The following is a 21,749-nucleotide window of genomic DNA, read 5'->3' on the forward strand; positions in this document are numbered from 1 at the left end:
ACCCTCAATTCATCTACATATGATTAATCACACTGGCAGAATAAGCAGCGCCAAAACCGTTATCAATGTTCACGACCGTTACCCCTTCTGCACAGGAATTTAGCATCGTTAAAAGTGCGCTGAGACCGTTAAAACTGCTGCCGTAGCCAATACTAGTTGGTAATGCAATGACGGGGCTTGCAACTAGGCCGCCAACCACGCTGGCCAATGCACCATCCATGCCAGCTGCTACAATGACAACTTTGGCGCCTCGAATGACGTCTAAATGTTCGAATAGCCGGTGAATGCCAGCAACTCCCACGTCATAAACACGTTCAACACGATTACCAAACGTTTCGGCCGTTACAGCCGCTTCTTCAGTAATCGGAATATCAGAGGTTCCCGCACTGACGATTGCAATATATGAATCTGGTGAGGCCGTCATTTTGTCGCCAATAACTAAGCAACGCGCGGTTTGATAGTATTTTGCCTGTGCAATTTTTTGAGAAACATAGTGGGCTTTTTCAGGAGAAATTCTGGTACATAAAACGACTTGCTCATTTTCCCGAAACTTTTCGATAATTGCGGTGATTTGTTCAGCAGTCTTTCCTTCACCAAAAACGGTTTCCGGATAACCCGTTCTTTGCTGACGTTCTAAATCAAGATCAGCAAACGGCAAAGCCTCTTTATTCGTGACCAATTTTTGCCTAGCCGTATCAACATCGATGTCGTGTCGCTGGACTGCCTTTAAAATGTCGATCATCTTATCTTGCCCCATAGCGTCTCCCTCCTAAAATCTACTTCGTTACTTCTGGAACCGTCATTGAACCAGCTGGTAAAACAATCACACTTGCGCTATCACCCTTCTCTGCCAGAGCCGCTGCATAGGCCTTTTTAAGGTCATGGAACGGCTTAAAGTGAACGTTTTCCATTTCCTCGTCAGTTAGATCAGTAACCGCCCAAGTCTGCGCCCAAATATCAATTTGAGCCATTTTAGCTGCTTTATGGTATCCCAGTTTCCAACTAGAATGAATTTTGTCCAATACCGCTTGAGGATCCTTTTCCGAACTTAGCAGATCATAGAAAGGCTTAGGACCAATGCCAGTCCGGCACTTAGCGACCAGAATTAAAATGCCATCCTTGTTTAAGGCTAATTTGCCGTTATCAAGTGCTTTTTGTGATTGATACAGATCAACATCCATTGGGTATGGTGCCACTGAAATGACAATGTCAGCCTTGTGCGGGATCTGAACGCCATAGACTTCTTTAGCCTTATCGATACCAGCGTAAAATGATTTAGTTAAATCGCCAGTCGTGACTGCATAGATTTCATGGCTGCTATCGAGCACCATTTCAATTGCAAAGATATGGATGTCTTTTAACACATGCATGGCATCCATCATGTCTTCGTGAACTGGATTACCATCTAATGCTAATGCCCGTGCTGAATCCTGTAAGGCCAAATAATGGTTTTGAGAAATCGTATCATAGGAAGCTACCCCTGGCAGGAAAGATTTCCGACCACCCGTATAGCCAGCAAAATAGTGCGGTTCAATTGAACTGATTGGCACTACTTTATCCGCATCCGCCACAATTTTATTAATGTACATTTCAGTTCCGTTAGACGATTTCCCGAGAAATTCCATTTCGTCATTGTGACAATCATGGCAATGAATCCGGTTCTTCTGCTTCAAGTCTTGATAAATGTCTTTCCCAAAAATAAAGTTATATTCTTCTTCAGTAGGTGCCCGGTGGACCCCAGTGGCAATAATAAAGTAAATATTTTTATCTTTGATCTTGGGATAAATATGACTCAAAACTTTGGCGGTTGGTGTTGGTCGTGTTCCATCATTAACGATAAAGACGACTCGTTCATCAGTATCCATAAACTTTTCAAAGGCTTCTGAATCAAACGGATTGTCTAAGGCTTCATCAATAGCTGAATCTTGATCCACTTTTTCAACTTTATTGGGATTAAAAACCCCCGTCAACTGTGAATCCTGAACATCAATATTAAATTCTTCATCTTTTCCGTATGGTACTCTGACTTTCAAAAGATCACCCCTCAATATTTAGTCTGATTCTAGTGAATCGCTTTTTCCTTCTTGTTTAAACCGAAATAATACCAACCGAATAACGATACTGACCATAACACAACGAATAGCACCACTAAGCCAATTCCCAAATGGAAGAAGTTCAGCCCCTCTGCCCATGAAATTAAAGGATTATCAACTTTAAAAATAAGCTTAAAGGCTAATAATAAATTAACCATCCCAGAAAACAGCGCAGCAAGTACGGAAAGTCCCGTTAAAATCATATTGTAATAAACCTTTCGTACCGGGGATGAAAACACCCAAGAATAAGCCGTACTCATAAAAATACCATCACTGGTATCAAGAAAACACATACCAGAGGTAAACAGCAATGGAAAAGATAGTACGGCATACCATGGCACCCCTTGACTCGTAGTAACTGCAGAAGTCGCCAGCACCGCAATTTGAGTTGCAGTATCAAACCCCAACCCAAATAGAAATCCAATGCAGACAATTTGCCAATTATGATTGATCAGGTGAAGCATTTTCTCAAAAATCAGGTAAATCTTTGATTTCTCAATTTTAACTTCTTTGGCTGACTTATCTAAGTGCTTAAATTCCTTCCAGATATTCAGAAAGATAAAAACGTTGACAATCGCTAAGAAAATCAGCGTGACACCAGCAAAGGTCGTGCCGATAATACTACCAACACTCTTTAGTCCTGGTAAGAGTTTCTTGGATAACTCCACGAAGAAAATCGTCACAACGGCCATCAAAATTACCACTAAGGAATGCCCCAGTGAAAAACTAAAACCGACCCCGTGGGTGTTACGTCCATCATTGATCATTTTTCGGGTAATGTTGTCAATTGCAGTAATGTGATCAACATCAAAAGCGTGCTGCAACCCAAAAGCAAAGGACAGGAAGGCCATTGATAATAGTGACGGGTATTTCGCCATATAGGAAATTACCAAAAACGTACCAGTAATAAACATTACTAACACAACGCCCCCATATTTAAGAATATCTGGCATCAGCGGGTACTTATAACGTTTTTGCACAAAATCACCAACTTTCATTGACTTAACAGACAATTTCGCACGATATTTCAAATTGTAGTTGATAGACCAATAAACTTCTTGGAATTATCTCCTTGAAGTTTATCGTCAGTTTATTCATTAATTTTTGACTTCCCGTTCAGATAAATTGATTGCTATGTTTACCACATACCAATGACTTTCATCCAAAGTGAGCCAGCACCGATCCAAATAATCAGATATACGACCCCCATAAGGGCGTTCATCTTCCACCATTCACCTTGAGTAACGTACCCAGAACCATAGAGTATTGGTGCAGGACCATTACTGTAATGAGTGGTTGAACCAAGCAAGTTACCAAAGAATCCTAACATTAAGGCAGCTAGCATTGTTGGCACACCAGCAGCAATAGCGACAGCTAAGAACGCACTATACATTGCACTAACGTGGGCTGTTGCACTAGCAAACAGGTAGTGACTGTAGAAGTAAGCGGCAATCAAAATAATCATGACAAGTATCCAGTTCATACCATGTAATGAAGATCCAATAGTCTTGCTCAACCAAGGAATAAATCCAAGAGTATTCAGCTGAGTAGCCATCATAACTAGAACAGAGAACCAAGCCAATGTGTTCCAAGCTCCAGTTTCTTTAGTAATATCTGACCATGAAAGAACACCAGTCAACAGTAAAAGCGAAAGTGCAACAAAAGCTGTTGTAGTTGCATCAATGCCAATGAATGATCCTGATACCCAAAGTACCAAGGCAACCACAAAAACTAATGCCATGTATTTCTCTGGTTTACTGAATTTTCCCATTTCTGTTAATTGCTTTTCTGACCACTCTTTAGCATTTGGTGTTTCCTTAATCTCAGGTGGAAAGATTTTGTAGATAATGAAAGGAACAAGAATTAGGCAAATCAAACCTGGGACCAAACCAGCGATAAACCAATTCATCCAAGTAATATGAATCCCCATCGGTTTCGCTAACGATTGTGCCAATGGATTAGCAGCCATAGCGGTCAAGAACATAGCCGAAGTAATAATATCCCCTTGAAATTCTGAATAAATGAGGAAAGAACCAATTTTTCTCTGGGTATTATCCTTCGGGGTTGAGCCAAAGGCTTGCGCCAAGGATTGAATAATTGGATACATAATTCCACCAGCACGTGCAGTGTTACTTGGTGTAGCAGGAGCAAGAACTAAATCCACTCCAATAAGCGAATAAGCCAACCCTAGAGTCCGTTTACCAAAAAGTCGAACAAAATTAAAGGCAATTCGCCGACCTAAACCAGTCTTAATAAACCCTCTCGAAATGAAAAATGCCATAACAATTAGCCATATACTAGTATTCCCAAAGCCTGCAATAGCCGTATCTACTGGTACTTCGCCAGTTAAAACCGTAATAGTAAATCCAATAATTGCAACACCACCAATCGGTAGTGGTTGGGTAATACACCCAATAATAGTTGCAACGAAAATTGCAAACATATGCCACGCTGCAATAGAAACCCCAACAGGTTTAAATGGCGTTAATAACCATATAATAATTCCAACTGCTAGCGGTGCTATAAACTTTCTGTATTTAACCTTTCCCAGGCTCATTTTCTTAACCTCTTTTGATTATTCCCCGAAGGTTTCATTATTATTTTTCGTTGATGTAGTTGAAGACTTGTTCCCCAGCTTGACGGCCGAAGATCACCGTTTCAGCAATTGAGTTACCGCCGATTCGGTTATTACCATGCAAGCCACCAACAATTTCACCGGCAGCATAGAGGCCCTTGATGGCTTTACCGTCATCATTAAGCACTTCTGTCTTATGGTTAATGGCAATACCACCCATTGTATAATGGACGGCTGGTGCAATGTGAATCGCGAAGAATGGCGCTGTTGAAATATCACGTTCCATACCAGTGGTCCGGCTAAATGCTGAATCATCTTGGTCAGCAACCGCGGTATTCCAATCAGTAACAGTCTGCTTCAACGCTGTGGCGTCAAAACCTAATTGATCAGCTAAATCGTCCAACGACTTACCCGTGTGAACTAACCCGATTGAGTCGTAGAATTCCACCGCTTTAGCCCGGTCACGAATGCCCTGGTCAAAGATCAGATAAGCACCGTTTTCCTTCAAACCATCAATGGCAGCCGTCACGTTCTTACGGGTATCCAATTCGTTGACGAACCGGTCGCCATGCTTATTAACTAAGATGGCACCTTCACCACGAACAGCTTCACCGATGAGGTAAGCGTGCGGGGTATCCTGTTGAACAGTTGGGTGAACTTGGACTTGATCCATATCAACCAATTTAGCGCCTAACGCCTCTGCCAGCTTGATACCGTCACCGGTAGCACCTGGTTGGTTAGTGGTGTTCATGCCCTTTAAATCAGGACGGTACTTCGTCAGCATCTCCTGGTTGGCACCGAAGCCACCGGCAGCCAGCACAACGGCATCCGCTGTCAGCGGACCGCTTTGCTTACCAGTTGTGGCCCGTACACCAGTCACTTTACCTTCATCATCAGTGGTTAATTCAGTGACCTTTAACCCTGCAAATAGCGGAATCCGTGCTTTTTGCACTTGCTTGAGCAGTTCTGTCACCAGAAAACCACCAATCGCAGCTAAGGAATGAGGCCGGTGGGTTCGCATCTTGCTCATCCCACCAGTGATCGTGAGTTCATCCAAGATGATGTCGTGATCAGCTAACCAGTCGATGGCCAAAGCAGCGTGTTCACTGAAATACTTCAGTAATTCAGTGTTGTTCTTGCCACCGCCACCTTTTAAGGTCTCGTCGTAGAATTCTTGGTAGCTGTCGACTACGTGGTGCTGTAACTGAACGTTGGTTTCGGCAGCGTTCATTCCGGATGAAGCCCGGTTAGTGTTACCACCCAGTTTATCCATTTTTTCAAGGATAACGGGTTTTAAACCTAACTCGTGTGCCTGAATGGCAGCCGTCATACCAGCTGCACCTGAACCAATCACAATCACGTCGTAGTGCTTACGCAGCCGCGTGAGTGAGGTTGGTTGAAAATGAAATTTTTCAGCCATGATTTTGCTCCTATTCTTAATCTATTGTGCTTTTAAATTTACTTTTGATCGATGTTGGTCATGTTGATTGGGATAACCCAAGCATCGTATTGTTCTTCAGTCAGTAAGCCAGATTTCAAAGCAGCTTCTTTCAAATTAGTACCTTCAGCTAAGGCTTCTTGTGCAATCGTGGCACTTTCGTGGTAACCAATGTGTGGTGATAAGGCAGTAACCGTCATCAATGAGCGGTCAACTAATTCTTCCATCCGGTCTGAGTTAACACTCAAACCATGGATCATCTTGTCAGCAAAGCCACGCATGGTTCCTTCCAATAATTCAGCTGATTCAAGGAAGGCTGAAATTAAAACTGGCTTGTAAACGTTCATTTCGAAGTTACCTTGGCTAGATGCCATATCAACAACGACATCGTTACCCATAACCCGAACAGCAGCCATGGTGATGGCTTCGGCTTGAGTTGGGTTAACCTTACCAGGCATAATCGATGAACCAGGTTCGTTAGCTGGAATGTTTAATTCGCCATAACCGGCACGGGGACCTGAAGCTAAGAACCGTACGTCATTGGCAATCTTCATCAGATCAGCAGCTAAGGTCTTGATTGCACCGTGGACCACGTTTAAGCCTGAGTGGTGAGCTAAACCGTAAAATTTGTTGGTTTTAGCTGTAAAGTGCAGGCCGTAAAGTTCGCCCATCTTGTCAGCAATGATATCGGCAAAGCCAGGAGCAGCGTTCAAGCCAGTCCCAACAGCGGTACCACCCATTGCCAGTTCACTCAAAGTCTTACCTAAAGTCTTTAGGTAATCCAAATCATGTTCCAATGCACTAGCCCAGCCAGAAACTTCTTGGCCAAAGGTTAATGGTGTAGCATCTTGCAAGTGGGTCCGGCCAATTTTAACCGTCTTCCAGTATTTTTCTTGCTTGACCTTTAATTCGTCGATCAAGTGCTGAGTTGAATCTTCCAAACGGCTAACTGCCTTGGCAGCTGTGATGTTCATTGCTGTTGGGAAGATATCGTTAGAGCTTTGACCCTTGTTAACATCATCGTTTGGTAAGATCTCAATGTCAGCGTTGAGTTTACCAGCTTGGTGAGCAACGACTTCGTTGACGTTCATGTTGGTTTGCGTACCTGAACCAGTTTGGTAAACGACCAATGGGAAGTCCTTACGTAAGTCCTCATCGTCAAGTGCAAGTAAGGTATCAATGGCTTCGACGATCAAGTCGGCCTTAGCACCGTCAATATTCTTTAATTCTTTGTTGGCAGTAGCTGCGGCTTTCTTGATCTGCAGCAAAGCCTTGATAATTTCCAGTGGCATCTTTTCACCAGTTGGGAAGTTGTTACGGCTTCTTTCGGTTTGAGCGCCCCAAAGTGCGGTAGCGGGAATCTTAACTTCGCCAATCGTATCTGATTCAATTCTGTAATCTGACATTTTCTTGACCTCCATTGTATTTGTAACTGCTATACAGGTAACAACAAAAAGACTATCGTGATATTGTTCACTAACATCTATAGAATAATAGCCAAATACGTTATAGTCAAAAACTACTCACTTCATTATATTTGCTTATGAGGTTGCTATATCGGCGATCAATTAGTATTATGCCCCCATTTTATATTTTACACAATCCAAATGAATATTTTTTAATTTAGTTTACATTTTCACACATATTTTTTGGAATCGTTTTCACAAGTTATTCCCCATTTTGTACTTTATAAGTGGCGTCAGTTGAGAAAAATCGGTATTTTAATGCCGAGATGAATCAATGTCTTGGACATCCACCGTTGTATCGGTCTAATTGTGAGTCAACGTATTGAACTATTGTTTCTTTTGAAGCATTACCAAGGGTACTCATAAAGAAGCTAGGAGACCATAAATGTCCGCTCCAGAGTAATCTCTTGGTTTGTGGGAACTGAATAAACCATGAACCACCTTTAAAAGCTTTAACGATTGAAGATGGCGCTGATTTATTCACTACTTGGTAGTCCAAACCAGTTGAAAGTTAAAATCATACACATTAGGATGTTCGTGCTTAATCATACGTTTACCTAATTTCGTTGGTATATAGCCACTTATATTCATTTTTAGCATACCATTATGATATACTAGAAATGGAAAAGAGGTGAACCTATATGACTTTAAAAGGGATCAAATTACGGCTATATCCTAATCAAGAGCAGCAACTCAAAATCAAACTCAACTTTGGGTATAACCGTTTTGTTTGGAATCAAATACTAGCGATGATGGTTGAAAGATATCAAAATAACCCAGAAGCTAAATTCTTAAATGCGTTTGCCTTGAATAATTTACTGCCAGCCTTGAAGACTGAGTATGAATGGTTAAAAGATGCTGAAAGCACTAGCTTACAGTCAACCAACCATGACTTAGTAGAAGCCTATAAAAAGTTTTTTAGGCTGCATAAAGGCTTCCCTAAGTTCAAATCTCGTAAGTACCCGAAGCAGAGCTATCAGACCAAGTCGGTCAATCACAATATTAAACTAGTTGATAATCACCACATCCAGTTACCCAAATTGGGAAAGCTAAAATTTAAATCAGGTAGAAAACCAGTTGGCAAAATCAAGAATGTGACTATTCGCCTTTCAGCTACGGGTAAGTTCTATGCCATTATTCTAGTCGACACTGACATTAAAGCCTTAGCCAAGACCGGTAATCCAGTTGGTATTGATCTGGGTGTTGCTGACTTAATGATCACCAGTGATGGCGTGAAATACCCAACGATTCGCTTTGATAAACGACTCAGTAAAAAGAAACATTACTGGGAGAAACGTTTAGCTCGGAGAAGGTTACAAGCTCAGCAAGAAATTGCTTGGGATAAACACAACAAAGTCATTGAACCCCGCGAGCTATCAGACTTTAAGAACTATCAAAAAGCTAAAAGAATGGTCGCTAAGTATGCGGAAAAAATAGCCAACCAACGTAACAATTACTTAAATACGTTAACAAAAACTTTGGTAGCCCAATATGATGTGATCTATATTGAAGATTTGAAAACCAAAAATCTCCTTAAAAACCACAAGCTTGCTAGAGCAATTGCCAATCAAAGCTGGCGGGAACTACATCGAATGCTTGAATATAAGTGCGTTTGGTATGGAAAACAGTTAGTCACTGTTAATCCTAGAAAAACTTCTCAAATATGTTCCAGCTGTGGCTATGATGATGGTAAGCACACTTTAGATATTAGACAGTGGGCCTGTCCTAATTGTGGCGTTAGCCATGATCGAGACATTAATGCCGCAGTTAATATTCTACAAGCGACTGCGTAACTTGGAGTCTAAAAGACTATCTGGCATGGAACGTGCCTTAGTAAATAGCCGTAACCGCTGCATGCCATTCGGAGAATGCTGTGTAAGTCAGCGGTGTTCCTAGAAGCTCGTTACTTTAGTGACGAGTAGTTCACTTAATCGGATTTATGTTATTATTCCCCATTTTATAGTAGAATTAACTTCTAAATCAGGTTTATTTCGGCTGTCATTTATAGAGAGGAATTTTTTGTTGCGTATTAAACACTTACTATTCGGAACTTTAGTTGTACCGCTCGGCCTACTCTTAACCGCTTGCGGTAATCAAAAGGTTCAGACGCAACCAGTCACTAAACTGGCATTGGTTAAATCAGGCCAGACTGCCCGACCACGTATTTGGTATCATGTTTCTCAAGCTCAAAATCAGGTCACTGCCAACTCTGCCGTCAACGGAATCTTTGTCCTTCAAAAAGGTAAAGCTACTACTTATATGTTACCAACTGGTAAACAGCCGATCTCCTTAAAGCAATTAGCCAAAATGTCGACTGCTGAACAGATCAGGTGGGCGAAAAATAAGGACCAAGAGGCTTTTCACACTGGCGTTACTGCTCAGCAAGCTCAAACAGCTAATAATATTGCAGGCATTAAATCTGATTTAAAACAACTACGAAGAACCAATGGCGAACCATCACAAATCAAAGCATTACAGCAGTATTTGAAAATCAATCAAGCGATTCACGATAATCCCAGCAGCTATGCAGCACCAATTGCTTATCCGCTAACCGCTGTCAGCCAAGCTCATAGTGAACAATTCGGGCTGAAACTTTATCCGGTAAAGACCGTTCAGTACGGTGATGCTAACATCATTACGGCCAGTGAACTATCGCTGAGTAATTATAATTTTAATCACCGCATCCAGCCTGACAAAATTGCCGGCCACTACTACGGTGGTTACAGTTCCGCTATTAACGCGCATCACTATTTCATGCTGACCCGAGTGACGAAGCACACCCGCATCGTTTATGATCGACAAAAATCGGCTAATATTGTGAAGACCGGTACAACTGACTAACTACTCGAAAAAGCGCAATGACCAGTTATGACACCTGATCATTGCGCTTTTTTACTACTACTTATTCACTACTGCTTACTCTCGTTCATGGCCGTAGCCTGCCCGTTCTTAATAGACAAGATCACTGGACCGCTCTTAGACCGTTTCACTTGCAAGGTATAGCTGCCCTTTAACGACTGATCAATGGACTGCGACATCTTTACATAGTTAGCTGACATTGTCTTAATTGATTTGGCATTGGTTTTAGGATATTTCCACATCGTCGTGACCGACTGAATGTATTTCGCATTAGTGGGTGTCACTGTGTAGGTCTTAGTATCCTGATTGAAGCTCACATCGCCGACATTTTTACCATACGATTTCTGCAGTTGCTGCAAGATACTCTGTTCATTTTGATGCTGCTGCCTGATTGATTCAGATTCGGAGCTTTTTTGCGCAAAATAGAGATTGGAATTGACGTTATTTTTAGTTGAGGTCGTTTGCGTCTGCTTAGGTCTGACCCAGCCCTTTTCATAAACATAGCCAAAGCTAAATAACAATCCAAGCACACTGATAATCGTGAGTATCATGGTTGTGCCGACTAACCCGTTATAATGAGCTGCGTACCACCATGACAGTGCGCCCATGATAGTCATGAGGCTAAAGATAAATACCAGAATGATTCCCATGTCGTATCCCCCTAGAAAATTAAAATTTAATTGTTTTAGATTTCGTTGATTTACCTATCTATTATAATTCTTTTCTAGTGGGTAAGGCTAAGGATACGCAAAGAGAATCAATTTATTGCTGTATTTGAAAAGACAGTCTTAGCATTGATCAGCCTGCCCTTATCTTTTAAATCACGCCTTGTGCCAGCATGGCCTCAGCTACTTTACTAAAACCGGCAATGTTTGCGGCAGCCAGGTAATCAGTCCCCAGATCATACTGCTTGGCAGCGGCCGCTGATTCATCGAAAATACCCTTCATAATCGTCTTCAACCGGTTATCAACTTCTTCAAAAGTCCATGATAACCGTTCACTGTTCTGACTCATTTCAAGGGCAGAAACAGCAACCCCACCAGCGTTAGCTGCTTTAGCAGGGCCTAAAATGACGTTCTCCTGTTTAAAGACTTCAACTGCCTCGGGTGTACATGGCATGTTAGCACCACAGGCAATCACCGTTGCCCCATTTTGAGCCAGGCGTTTAGCCTTGGCACCATCAATTTCATTTTGAGTCGCGCAGGGTAACGCAATATCATAATCAGTATCAAAGTCCCAAACGGAACCGGTCTGATAGGTGGCTGTCTCAACCCGATCAGCATATTCCTTGATTCGGCCCCGCTCCACTTCTTTAATTTGCTTAATCAGTTGATAATCAATGCCATTAGGATCATAGATAAATCCATCTGAGTCTGAGGCAGTGAGTACGGTTGCGCCAAGCTCGGTGGCTTTTTGAATCGCGTAGATGGCCACGTTGCCGGCACCTGAAACTTTGATCTTCTTACCCGTTAGCTGATCGCCCTGCGCTGCTAATAGAGCTTCCGTGTAATATAGCAGACCATACCCAGTCGCTTCCGTCCGGGCTAAACTGCCGCCAAAAGATAATCCTTTTCCGGTTAAAACCCCTGCCTGATAACCATTTAAGCGACGGTATTGCCCATACATAAAGCCAATTTCACGTGCGCCGACACCAATATCGCCTGCTGGAACGTCTAGGTCTGGTCCAATATACTTTTGCAGCTCCGTCATGAAGCTTTGCGTAAACCGCATCACTTCGTTATCAGACTTACCCTTAGGATCGAAATCAGAACCGCCCTTACCGCCACCAATTGGCAGGCCAGTCAGGCTGTTTTTAAAGATCTGCTCGAAACCTAGAAATTTAATGATCGATAAATTAACGGTGGGGTGAAACCGTAACCCACCCTTATAAGGACCGATAGCTGCACTGAATTGAACCCGAAACCCACGATTAACTTGAACGTTGCCTTGATCATCCACCCAGGGTACCCGGAATTGAATGACCCGTTCCGGTTCCGTCAAACGACCAACGATGTTAGCCTTAACGTACTCTGGATGCGCCTCAAGTACCGGTGTTAAAGTCTTAAAGAAGTTATCAATGGCTTCTAAAAATTCAGTTTGGTTAGGGTCACGCCGTGCAATATCAGCCCGAACCCGCGTTAAATAATCGGTTGCAGTTGTCATGAAATCGATCCTTTCTATAATCAGTTCTAAGCCATACGTTGATGTTAGTATAGCACGATAACGTTTACTAATAAACGTCTAAATTAAAAATAAATGAGAAAGCATTCTAAAGTAAAGAGCCGCTAAATTTCCTAATTGAGGAAATCTAGCGGCTCTTTACTAAACCAACTGACACTTGTCACGGGCGTTGATTGCTTACGCACGCCATTTCATTTTAAGTTCAACTTCATCCGTATCCTGATCCACTACCCGATCACTTTCATCAAAGTCATGTTTTTGGTAAAAACGGACAGCTTTTTCGTTTTTTTCATAAACCGCCAGATCAATTCGTTGATAGTCTGATTTTAAGGCAAATAACAGCAGACTGCCGATACCCGTGTTACGATAACCCGGTTTAACAAACAGTCCCGCCAAATTATACATCTGCATCCCAGCAAAGCCAATGATCTGATCATCTTGCTGAACGACATAAATAGTGGCCTTAGCCAATTGCTGTGACACTTCGGTAGCCTGATCTTGCCAGTATTTAGCAGCAACAAACGGGTGAGCATCCAAATTACCGGCGAGCCAAATGCTCATCAGTACCTTCTGATCAGTTTCAGTCAAGTTCTCCAGCTTTTCAGCTTTCACTTTTTGACCCTCTCTTCTCTTTTACTCTTTAACACAATCTTTAAGGTACGCCGCTCAGCACTAAATGGCAAGTTTTCACAACTTGAATAGGTATTTCCACGTTTGGCCCTATTTAATCTTGTGTTAATGTTGCACTCATTTGTTTTTAATGTTATAGTAACTTTAATCCAATTAAACAGAGGTGACATCCACTTAGTTTCACATTGTCGTACATATATCTTTAATCTGAAATGGAGGGTATGCGTATGAAAGAAACGACTACATAATAATTGATCATCCTTATGAATCCGGCAGTTTTTTACTCATTTTTTACTCATCAAGTTATCGGATTTCATAAGGCTCATCAAAGTGACTTTATTGATGGCACACTTGCGACTCATATAGCTTCACCATTTAGATGTTTCACGATAGAAGACCGACCGCGTTGACTGAATATATCAGCCAACGCGGTTTTGTGTTATCTTAAACCTATACGAAATTTATGGAAGGCGTGACCCCTAGATGATTCAAAAACAATATTATGGCTTAGGAACAGTTATCACCCTCTCGGTAAATGAACCAGCAACAACAGCTGATCTCGATGCAGGTAACCGTCTGATCAAACACTACGAAGATATTCTGACGGTCAACCGCCCCGTCTCTGAAGTTATGTCCGTTAACCACGCGGCGGGAGAAAAGCCCGTTCAGGTCTCCAAAATTACCTACCAGCTAATCAAACGCGCGGTGGCCGTCAGCAAATGGCAACTGGGCTTTAACACCGCTATTGGGCCGTTAGTCAAGTTATGGAAAATCGGCTTTGATGGCGCTAATTTACCGGCTGATACCGAGATTAAAAAACGGCTCCAATTAATTGATCCCAACGATATTCACTTGGACGATGATCAGCAAACGGTCTTTCTCACCAAGCCCGGTATGGAAATCGATCTGGGAGCCATCGCGAAGGGCTACATTGCCGATGCCATCAAGGATCTGTGGGTTTCCATGGGCGTCAAAAGCGGCATCATCGACCTAGGCGGCAATATCTTACTGGTTGGTGACAGCGCGCGCCCCAATGGGCTATGGCGCATCGGGGTCCAAAACCCGCTTAAACAGCGTCACACTGCGCTAGGTATTCTCACCACCCCCGCCAAATCGATCGTGACTTCGGGCATTTATGAACGCTACCTTGTCATTAATGGGCATAACTACCACCATATGTTTGATTCCAAGACCGGTTATCCCATTCAAAATGACTTGGAAAGTGTCACCATTGTGAGTGACGTTTCCATCGACGGTGATATCTGGACGACCGAGGCCTTCTATCAGGATATCGATAAGGGAATTCCGTTGATTGAAAAACAGCCAGGCTTAGACGCCATTTTTGTCACTCGTGACTTCAAAGTCGCCATCACGTCCGGTTTAAAGGATCGTTTTGAATTGACAGACGATCATTACCACCTCATTTAAACAACGATTAAATTAAAAAAGCGCAGCCAGCTTGCCTAAAATTCAGGTCAGCTGGCTGCGTTTTAATCTGCTTAAATTCAATCCGTCATCAACGGGTATTTTTTCGTAACTAATCCAGTCAGGTACACACCCAGTCCCAATACTAAGAGTAAAAAGAAGGTGGTACCCAAGAAGAAGTCTAATTTCTGCAGCCATGAATAGCCCACTACGCCGATCAGCCACCAAATAAAGTTTAACGGTACTGACAGCCGTTGGTGCATCAAAAAGACGCTCACGAATAAAATCGCAAACAGTGGTGCAAAGACTGCCCCAATCGCGTACAGGAAGTTCTGGTAATACGACATCGAAACAAACAGGGCAATCAGTAAGCCTAAGATCGTCACCCCAATCGCAATCAGGTTGACTCGCTTAGTTTTAACCAAGTTAGCCACGTTCGTTGCCGCTGAAAAGGCATCCATAAAGGTTGTTGTCACCGTTGAAAACACAATGACTAGCAGCGCAATCATGCCCATGCTAGAATGCGACAGCACCGTCGTAAAGTCAGATTGTCCGGTTAAAATCACGGTGAACAATCCCAGTGAAAACATGCAAAAACTAGCGACAAAATAACCGCTCACACTGGCCATGCTGGCTCTAAACGGATGGTCAGTATGCTGGGTATAATCCCCAATTAATGGCAGCCAGGACAAGGCCATGGTGACGTTCAGTTCAACCGCGCTACCAAAACTCAACGGTGAGAGGTTGGCGCTATTTTGCAAACGGCCCTCTTTGATAATGGTCCACAGCATCAGCAACATGCCAATTGCTAATAACACCACGATCACGTTGTTGACTTTAAACAGCCAGTCGTGATCCATCAGCAGCCATACCACAATCAGCACGGCCACGATCAAGGACATCACCAAGACTGAATGGTAGTTAAACAACGTCTTTGACAGCCCGTTCATCGCTAACTGGGCGTTGACGATCATTACCGCCGTCCAGCCGAGTAACTGTAAGGCATTCAGTCCTGAAAACAACCAGACACCCTGTTTGCCAAAGACCGTTTTAGTGGCCTGAATCGCGGTTCGGTTCTGCTGTGCTGATAAGTAACCAGCTGGCAGCAAAAAGACAAAACAGCCTATGATATGCCCAATAAAAATTGCTAGCAGACCACTCTTCCAGCCTAGTGGTGCAATCAGCGTCCCGGTCACAATCTCGGCAATCGAAATCGCCGCACCCATCCAAAGCAGAAATAAGCCGCTTGGTTTTGTGTTACCCATTAAAATCTCCCTTTCTTCAAGTAAAAAGACCCTTCAGCCACAGTTAGTTCCGCGCACCGAAAGGTCATCATTCATCTAGATGTTCGTGTACACTTTCCTTCGCAAGCATTAACTTAACAGGTTCAAAGGGACCAGATTCATCTATCTCAGCCAAATGGCGCCCCTAGTGCATCAAATTGACAGTTATTATTTTAACATACTTACAGTAATCGAGCGTCAGACGTAAAGCGTAATTATTACAGTTTAATTACATCAAGTCGAATCAGTAGCAATTTGGATCAATTATTGGTAAATTAGTAACATTGTTGTGGCAGATAAATACTACTAACACCATTGACCGCAATTACTTAATGAGTTGATTACAGTACATCACTAAGTCATTGGAGGAAAACATGGCCAAAAAATCAAAGATTGCACGATATAACAAGCAACGTGAACTGATCGAAAAATACGCAACGATTCGGCGCGAATTAAAGGCTACAGGCGACTACGAGGCGTTGGCACAACTGCCAAGGGACTCTAACCCTAACCGCCTGCGCAACCGGGACAGCCTAGATGGCCGTCCACGCGGTTACATGCGGAAGTTCAATATGTCTCGTCTGAATTTCCGCCAATACGCGCACCTTGGCCAAATTCCAGGTGTTCGTAAGGCTTCTTGGTAAGCAATAAAAAATTCTCCCAGACCTAAGTCTAGGAGAATTTTTTATTATTCTGGCGTAACCGTGAAATGAATCAGGCTGCGATCGTCAAAGGACCGATTACCAGCCACCAGCCCCTTAGTTGACCGATAAGTGTGGCTGCAATTGGGATCATTTTTCAATACATCGTCTAAACCAGCTTCTGATACCGCCAAAGTTTCAGCCGCTTTCGGGTAGCCATCACTGGCTAAAACGATTTGATGGGGCTCATTAGTTAACGAATAAACTTTCAAAAGTGTTTCGGGAATGGGCTGGCCATTAAAAATACTATAACCCCACTCACTGTCAGCCAAATTAGCAAATTGAGTGGCTTTTAAGATCCACGGTAAAATCGCCTTACGACCGGGATCTGCCTGCTGGTCGCTATCGGAAGACAAGCGCAGGATCAAACTGCGCATATTCGATAATACCAGATCACTCGGTTTCGGATTGGTCAGCAGCTGACCGTCCAGATTGATCTGGGCGTCACCGACCTGCCACAGCTGATTGTAATACCGCGAATAAATAACAGCGACGGCCTGTAAGCCCTGACTTTTAGGATCAGCCGTAAAATCAACTTGCTGGTAAAAGGCTGCAAACCGCTGATTGACTCGTTTGATCAGCTCTGACAATGTTGTTTTCTTGGGCAGGCCTTCAAGAATACCCGCAATCATGGTGGACGCTAATTTACCAGTGGTTTTACCCTGATACTTAAAGTGCGACTTACTGGTAACCCCATCAACAATGGCAATGAAATCCGCTGTATTAACGATGGTATCTTCACACTTTTCATCACTGACTTTACCGCGAATAAATGATTCTAGAACCTGAATTGATGCCAACCTATCGCCCCTTCTTAATGTGTCTAAGCTCATCATAGCAACTGACCGGTGGGTTTGTAAACTCTCACAGCTCAACCGACACCAAAAACGAGTTGCCTTCAAAATCAGGCAACTCGTCTTTAACCACCTATGTTAAGATCTACTACTTTTTAAGCGTTTTGTGAAACCTTTTTATCGTCGGCTTCATAAACGTACTCACGGGTCATTGGTAGGCCAGTACCACTAGGTGCTTTAACCAATAGGTACTGCATAACGTCAATGTTGCCACCTTCAAATGAACCGGCACAAGCTTGCAGGTACATTCCCCACATACGAGCAAATTCTTTGCCGTACTTTTCGGCGGTCTTATCTTCAACCTTCTTGTAGTTTTGATACCACATTTCAAGGGTCTTTTGATAATGTCGACGCAATGGTTCAATGTCAGAAAACTGGAGTTTGGCATCCATAATGTGCTTCAGATTTTCAGCCACGTTTGGAATGTAGCCACCAGGGAAGACGTACTTGGTAATAAAGGGATCGACCCCAGCGCCTTCATGCTGACCAGTAATCCCGTGAATCAAGGCACGGCCATTTGGCTTCATGAAGTCGGCCACTTTCTTGAAGTACAGGCCAAGATTTTCCTTACCCACGTGTTCGAACATTCCAACGGAAGTGACGTAATCGAATTGATCATCCACTTCACGATAGTCTTCTAGCAACACGTTAACTTTGCCTTCAAGGTGACGGTCTTTGATTTGCTGTTGGGTATAGTCGTATTGTTCCTGACTAAGAGTAATACCCGTGGCTTGCAAGCCATATTCTTCAGCAGCCATAAACAATAACGTTCCCCAGCCGCTACCAATATCTAATAGGCGCTTACCAGGTTCAGTCTTTAATTTATTTAAGATGTGGTGCATCTTGTTCACTTGGGCTTCTTCCAAAGTGTCGTCATCATGTTCAAAGTAGGCACATGAATACGTCATCGTCTTGTCCAGCCACATTTCATAGAAGTCATTACCAATGTCGTAGTGACTCTGAACGTCTTTTTCACTATTCTTTTCAGAATGTGAGACCTTTGGAAAATGCTTGATAAATGGATTATTCGTCAAAAAGCTATGGTCTGTACGGTAAGCAGAGGCCACCAGTTCTTCAATGCTGCCATCGATTTCAAGAGCACCTCGCATGTAATCTTCAGCTAATGTCAAAGTCGGCTCGTCAGTAAAACTCTTCAACGGGAGCTCTTCATTCATCCGGACTTTAACGACCGGTTCGCCTTCACCATAAGTTTCCTCTTTACCATCCCAATAGGTCACAGAAATTGGAATATCAAATGCATGGCTCAATAATTGTCGATATACGGTTTTCTCTAACACGTAACTGCCTTCTCTCTTATAGAATTAATACTGAAACATGATCATACTCTGTTAACTTAATTGACAAAACTAACTAATTCACTACCTTACAAGTCCTCAAAAGATTTGTCAACGGGATACACTTTTACCTTAATTAGTTATCGCCCGTCTTTTCCCTCTCAAGAGCCACTTACGAAATTCTTCAATTAATACGATTGGGATTGGAATAATACACAAGAACAGCCAATCTGTTCCTAATAACGGCGTCATGTGAAACATTCCTTGCAGCACTGGTGTGTATGACAAGATCGTTAACAGGATAATTTCAAAAATAATCCCCGTCCAGATCATGTGATTGCTGAATAAACCAATTTTGAATAACGACTCATCCTTGGTTCGGCAGTTCAAAGCAGCCGCAATCTGACAGAAAATAATGGCTGCCAGCGTCATCGTCGTGGCCCGACTGTACCCGATACCGCTTGCAAGCAATGCTTGATTCGGCCAGCCCGCTTGGATATTAACGAAGAAGTAGGCCACTGTGGAAACAACGGAGGCAATCGCGCCATACCAAGCAAAGGCTTTCCATAAAATGCGTTTATTCAATAAGTGGGCGTTATGGGCCCGCGGTGGTTGCTTCATCACCCCTGGTTCGGCCATTTCAGAACCAAGTCCCAGTGCTGGCAGCATATCCGTTCCCAGATCAATCGTTAGGATCTGCATGATGGTCAGCGGCAACGGAATCAGCCCGCGACTAAACAGAAACAGTGCTGATGGCACTGCTTCTGGCATGTTGGAGTTCAGAATATAGAGCAGGAACTTTTGCAGATTACTGTAAACGGCCCGGCCCTCTTCAACGGAAGCCACGATCGAGGCAAAGTTATCATCCGTTAAGATCATATTCGCGGCGTCCTTAGCTACATCCGTACCCGTCACACCCATGGCCACCCCGATGTTCGCTTTCTTCAAAGCGGGGGCGTCATTTACACCGTCACCGGTGGAAGCCACCACTTCGCCCATGGTCTGCAAAGTCGATACGATCCTGTATTTCTGTTCAGGCGCCACCCGGGCAAAAATAATTTCACCCTTTAAGGCTGCTTTCAAATCGACATCACTCATACTGTCCAGTTCGGTCCCCGTGACCACCCGGACCTGGTCAGAGGTTAAGCCAATCTGAACCGCGATTGATTTAGCAGTTAACTGACTGTCACCAGTCACCATAATGATCTTGATTTGCGCTTCATGGCACTTCTTCACGGCATCGTAAACTTCGGGACGCGACGGATCAGACATCGCCGTTAAGCCCACGAAGGTCAGCTGTCTTTCAGCGTTGGCAATTTCTAGACCATCAACTTGGTTCTGGTTTTTAAACGGTACTGCCCGATAAGCAAAGGAAAGCGACCGTAGCCCCTGAGCGGCGTATTTTTTATTGGCGGCATTAATAGCTTGTTTATCCGCATCGGTTATTTCCCGGGCAATGCCATTTTCTTGAATCATGGTGCATTGGCCCAGCAGATCACTCAGAGCACCCTTAACGTAAATATAGAGCTGTTGATCTTCTTGATGGATCGTGGTCATCATCTTACGGCGTGAATCAAACGATAACTCTTTGATGCGCGGCATAATTTTTAAATGCTGTTTGGTATTGAAGCCCGCTTTTTGGCAGAGAATCACTAGCGCAGCTTCGGTCGGTGTTCCCAAAATTTTAGGCTTCTTTGACTTCGTATCATTTTCAACTTGCGTATCGTTATTCAGCGCAGCAATTGAAATCAACCGGTTTAAATCCGGCGTGCCAGCTTTAGCCACCGGCTGATTATGTTGCTGGACTTGGCCATTATTAACATAACCCTGACCAGAGGCGGTAAACTCCCCCGTCAGTAACCAGATATGATTGACCGTCATTTGGTTTTGCGTCAGTGTCCCCGTTTTATCAGAACAAATCACCGTGGTCTCACCAAGCGTCTCCACGCTATTTAGATCCTTGACCAAAGCGTGGCGCTTCGCCATTTTCTGCACCCCCTGCGCTAATGATAGGGTCACAGTTGGTAATAATCCTTCTGGGATAAACGCCACAATCATGCCTAATGCAAAAATGAATGATTTATTGATTGGATAATGAACAAAGAAAATAGCGGTAATAAAGAACAAAGCCCCAATAATCATCGCAATGATGGAAACCTGCTTCGTCAATCGGTTCAGTTCCAGTGTTAAGGGACTAGTAATGTTACTCTGTTTTTCAGTTAGCGACGCAATCTTACCAAATTCAGTGTTCATACCTGTAGCAATAACCACCGCTTCTGCAGTACCAGCACCCACCGCGGTACCGGCGTAAACAATGTTTGATTCAGAATATTTACCTTCACCAGGTGTAAATTCAACGCTTTTGGACTCCGGTACCGTTTCACCAGTCAACGCCGATTGATCGACCTGCAGCGAAGTCGCTGCCATCAATCGCGCATCCGCTGGCACCGCATTGCCAGCTTGAAGGTCAAACACATCGCCGGGGACGAGGTTCAACGCGTCGATTTGTTTAACTTTACCGTCCCGATGAACCCGCGTGTAAGTTGGTAGCATAGCCATTAGGGAATCTGTCGCTTTAGCCGCTCGATGCTCCTGCCAATAACTAAAAACGCCATTAATAATATTGACTGCCCAAATGGCGATTCCCAGCTCCACGGAGCCACTCAGCATCGCAATAATACCGCTAACCCACAGTAGGATCGCCATCAAACTGGTAAAATTCTTCAAAAAGATCACTAGCTGTGATTGCTGCTTTTGCCGATGAATCGTATTTTGACCGTATGTTTGCAATCGTTTGACTGCCGTATCTTCACTGAGACCCGTCTCATTCGTCTTCAAATCACTCAAGAGCTCATCTAACGGTCTTGTTGCGTCTGGATTTTCATCACTCATCACTATCGCCAGCTTACTTTCAAATTAATGAATGCGTGCTCACTCAGCATGATTGTT

The 21,749-nt window shown here is 43.4% G+C and carries 17 protein-coding genes, 1 pseudogene and 1 riboswitch; of the genes and pseudogenes, 4 read left to right on the forward strand and 14 right to left on the reverse strand.

What is annotated here, in order from left to right; translation table 11 throughout:
* Positions 1-13: 13 nt before the first annotated feature.
* The 7 genes and pseudogenes from larB to FFM73_RS02495 all read right to left on the reverse strand — a co-directional run.
* Entirely contained in the window at positions 14-757 is a 744-nt protein-coding gene (gene larB, locus FFM73_RS02465) for a nickel pincer cofactor biosynthesis protein LarB (RefSeq protein WP_235874431.1), read from the reverse strand.
* Between the two features lie 19 nt (positions 758-776).
* On the reverse strand, positions 777-2,033 hold the full coding sequence (locus FFM73_RS02470; RefSeq protein ID WP_137630204.1) for a lactate racemase domain-containing protein: 1,257 nt from the start codon (positions 2,031-2,033) through the stop codon (positions 777-779).
* A 29-nt stretch (positions 2,034-2,062) separates the two neighbouring features.
* The gene (locus FFM73_RS02475) at positions 2,063-3,091 is read right to left on the reverse strand and encodes a HoxN/HupN/NixA family nickel/cobalt transporter (protein WP_137630205.1); all 1,029 of its coding nucleotides are present in this window, start codon (positions 3,089-3,091) and stop codon (positions 2,063-2,065) included.
* Between the two features lie 140 nt (positions 3,092-3,231).
* Complete coding sequence (locus FFM73_RS02480; protein ID WP_137630206.1) at positions 3,232-4,650, reverse strand: anion permease; 1,419 nt, start codon at positions 4,648-4,650, stop codon at positions 3,232-3,234.
* Between the two features lie 40 nt (positions 4,651-4,690).
* Positions 4,691-6,088 carry a flavocytochrome c gene (locus FFM73_RS02485; RefSeq protein ID WP_137630207.1) on the reverse strand — a complete coding sequence of 466 codons (1,398 nt, stop codon included), beginning with the start codon at positions 6,086-6,088 and terminating at the stop codon, positions 4,691-4,693.
* A 38-nt stretch (positions 6,089-6,126) separates the two neighbouring features.
* Positions 6,127-7,512 (reverse strand): class II fumarate hydratase, encoded by a 1,386-nt coding sequence (locus FFM73_RS02490; protein ID WP_137630208.1) that lies wholly within the window; start codon positions 7,510-7,512, stop codon positions 6,127-6,129.
* A gap of 331 nt (positions 7,513-7,843) precedes the next feature.
* Positions 7,844-8,050 (reverse strand): annotated as a pseudogene (locus tag FFM73_RS02495) (transposase); the annotation flags it as partial.
* 163 nt (positions 8,051-8,213) lie between these two features.
* Between FFM73_RS02495 and FFM73_RS02500 the strand changes: the two are divergent.
* Both FFM73_RS02500 and FFM73_RS02505 read left to right on the forward strand, forming a co-directional pair.
* Complete coding sequence (locus FFM73_RS02500; protein WP_137630209.1) at positions 8,214-9,365, forward strand: RNA-guided endonuclease TnpB family protein; 1,152 nt, start codon at positions 8,214-8,216, stop codon at positions 9,363-9,365.
* 226 nt (positions 9,366-9,591) lie between these two features.
* Positions 9,592-10,413: a hypothetical protein gene (locus tag FFM73_RS02505; protein WP_137630210.1), complete on the forward strand. Its 822-nt coding sequence runs from the start codon at positions 9,592-9,594 to the stop codon at positions 10,411-10,413.
* 68 nt (positions 10,414-10,481) lie between these two features.
* Here the strand turns inward: FFM73_RS02505 and FFM73_RS02510 are convergent, their stop codons facing one another.
* From FFM73_RS02510 to FFM73_RS02520, 3 genes are all read right to left on the reverse strand, one after another.
* Positions 10,482-11,081: a hypothetical protein gene (locus tag FFM73_RS02510; protein ID WP_137630211.1), complete on the reverse strand. Its 600-nt coding sequence runs from the start codon at positions 11,079-11,081 to the stop codon at positions 10,482-10,484.
* Between the two features lie 166 nt (positions 11,082-11,247).
* A complete protein-coding gene (gene gdhA, locus FFM73_RS02515; protein ID WP_137630212.1) occupies positions 11,248-12,594 on the reverse strand; it encodes an NADP-specific glutamate dehydrogenase in 1,347 nt (448 codons plus the stop codon).
* A gap of 195 nt (positions 12,595-12,789) precedes the next feature.
* A complete protein-coding gene (locus tag FFM73_RS02520; RefSeq protein ID WP_137630213.1) occupies positions 12,790-13,224 on the reverse strand; it encodes a GNAT family N-acetyltransferase in 435 nt (144 codons plus the stop codon).
* 501 nt (positions 13,225-13,725) lie between these two features.
* Here FFM73_RS02520 and FFM73_RS02525 point away from each other — a divergent pair.
* Positions 13,726-14,670, forward strand: coding sequence for an FAD:protein FMN transferase (locus FFM73_RS02525; RefSeq protein WP_137630214.1), 945 nt, complete (start codon positions 13,726-13,728; stop codon positions 14,668-14,670).
* A 77-nt stretch (positions 14,671-14,747) separates the two neighbouring features.
* On the opposite strand, the gene cytX is transcribed toward FFM73_RS02525, so the two are convergent.
* Complete coding sequence (gene cytX / locus FFM73_RS02530) at positions 14,748-15,932, reverse strand: putative hydroxymethylpyrimidine transporter CytX (protein WP_137630215.1); 1,185 nt, start codon at positions 15,930-15,932, stop codon at positions 14,748-14,750.
* 77 nt (positions 15,933-16,009) lie between these two features.
* A riboswitch (TPP riboswitch) is annotated at positions 16,010-16,107 on the reverse strand.
* Positions 16,108-16,324: 217 nt separating this feature from the next.
* On the opposite strand from cytX, the gene rpsN reads away from it, so the two are divergent.
* A complete protein-coding gene (rpsN, locus tag FFM73_RS02535; RefSeq protein ID WP_137630216.1) occupies positions 16,325-16,594 on the forward strand; it encodes a 30S ribosomal protein S14 in 270 nt (89 codons plus the stop codon).
* 44 nt (positions 16,595-16,638) lie between these two features.
* On the opposite strand, the gene FFM73_RS02540 is transcribed toward rpsN, so the two are convergent.
* From FFM73_RS02540 to FFM73_RS02550, 3 genes are all read right to left on the reverse strand, one after another.
* Entirely contained in the window at positions 16,639-17,451 is an 813-nt protein-coding gene (locus FFM73_RS02540) for a hypothetical protein (protein WP_137630217.1), read from the reverse strand.
* A 149-nt stretch (positions 17,452-17,600) separates the two neighbouring features.
* A complete protein-coding gene (locus tag FFM73_RS02545) occupies positions 17,601-18,803 on the reverse strand; it encodes a class I SAM-dependent methyltransferase (protein WP_137630218.1) in 1,203 nt (400 codons plus the stop codon).
* A 129-nt stretch (positions 18,804-18,932) separates the two neighbouring features.
* Positions 18,933-21,692: a cation-translocating P-type ATPase gene (locus FFM73_RS02550; RefSeq protein ID WP_137630219.1), complete on the reverse strand. Its 2,760-nt coding sequence runs from the start codon at positions 21,690-21,692 to the stop codon at positions 18,933-18,935.
* Positions 21,693-21,749: the final 57 nt, after the last annotated feature.

The sequence above is a fragment of the Secundilactobacillus hailunensis genome (assembly GCF_005405185.1).
Classification (GTDB): Bacteria; Bacillota; Bacilli; order Lactobacillales; family Lactobacillaceae; genus Secundilactobacillus; species Secundilactobacillus hailunensis.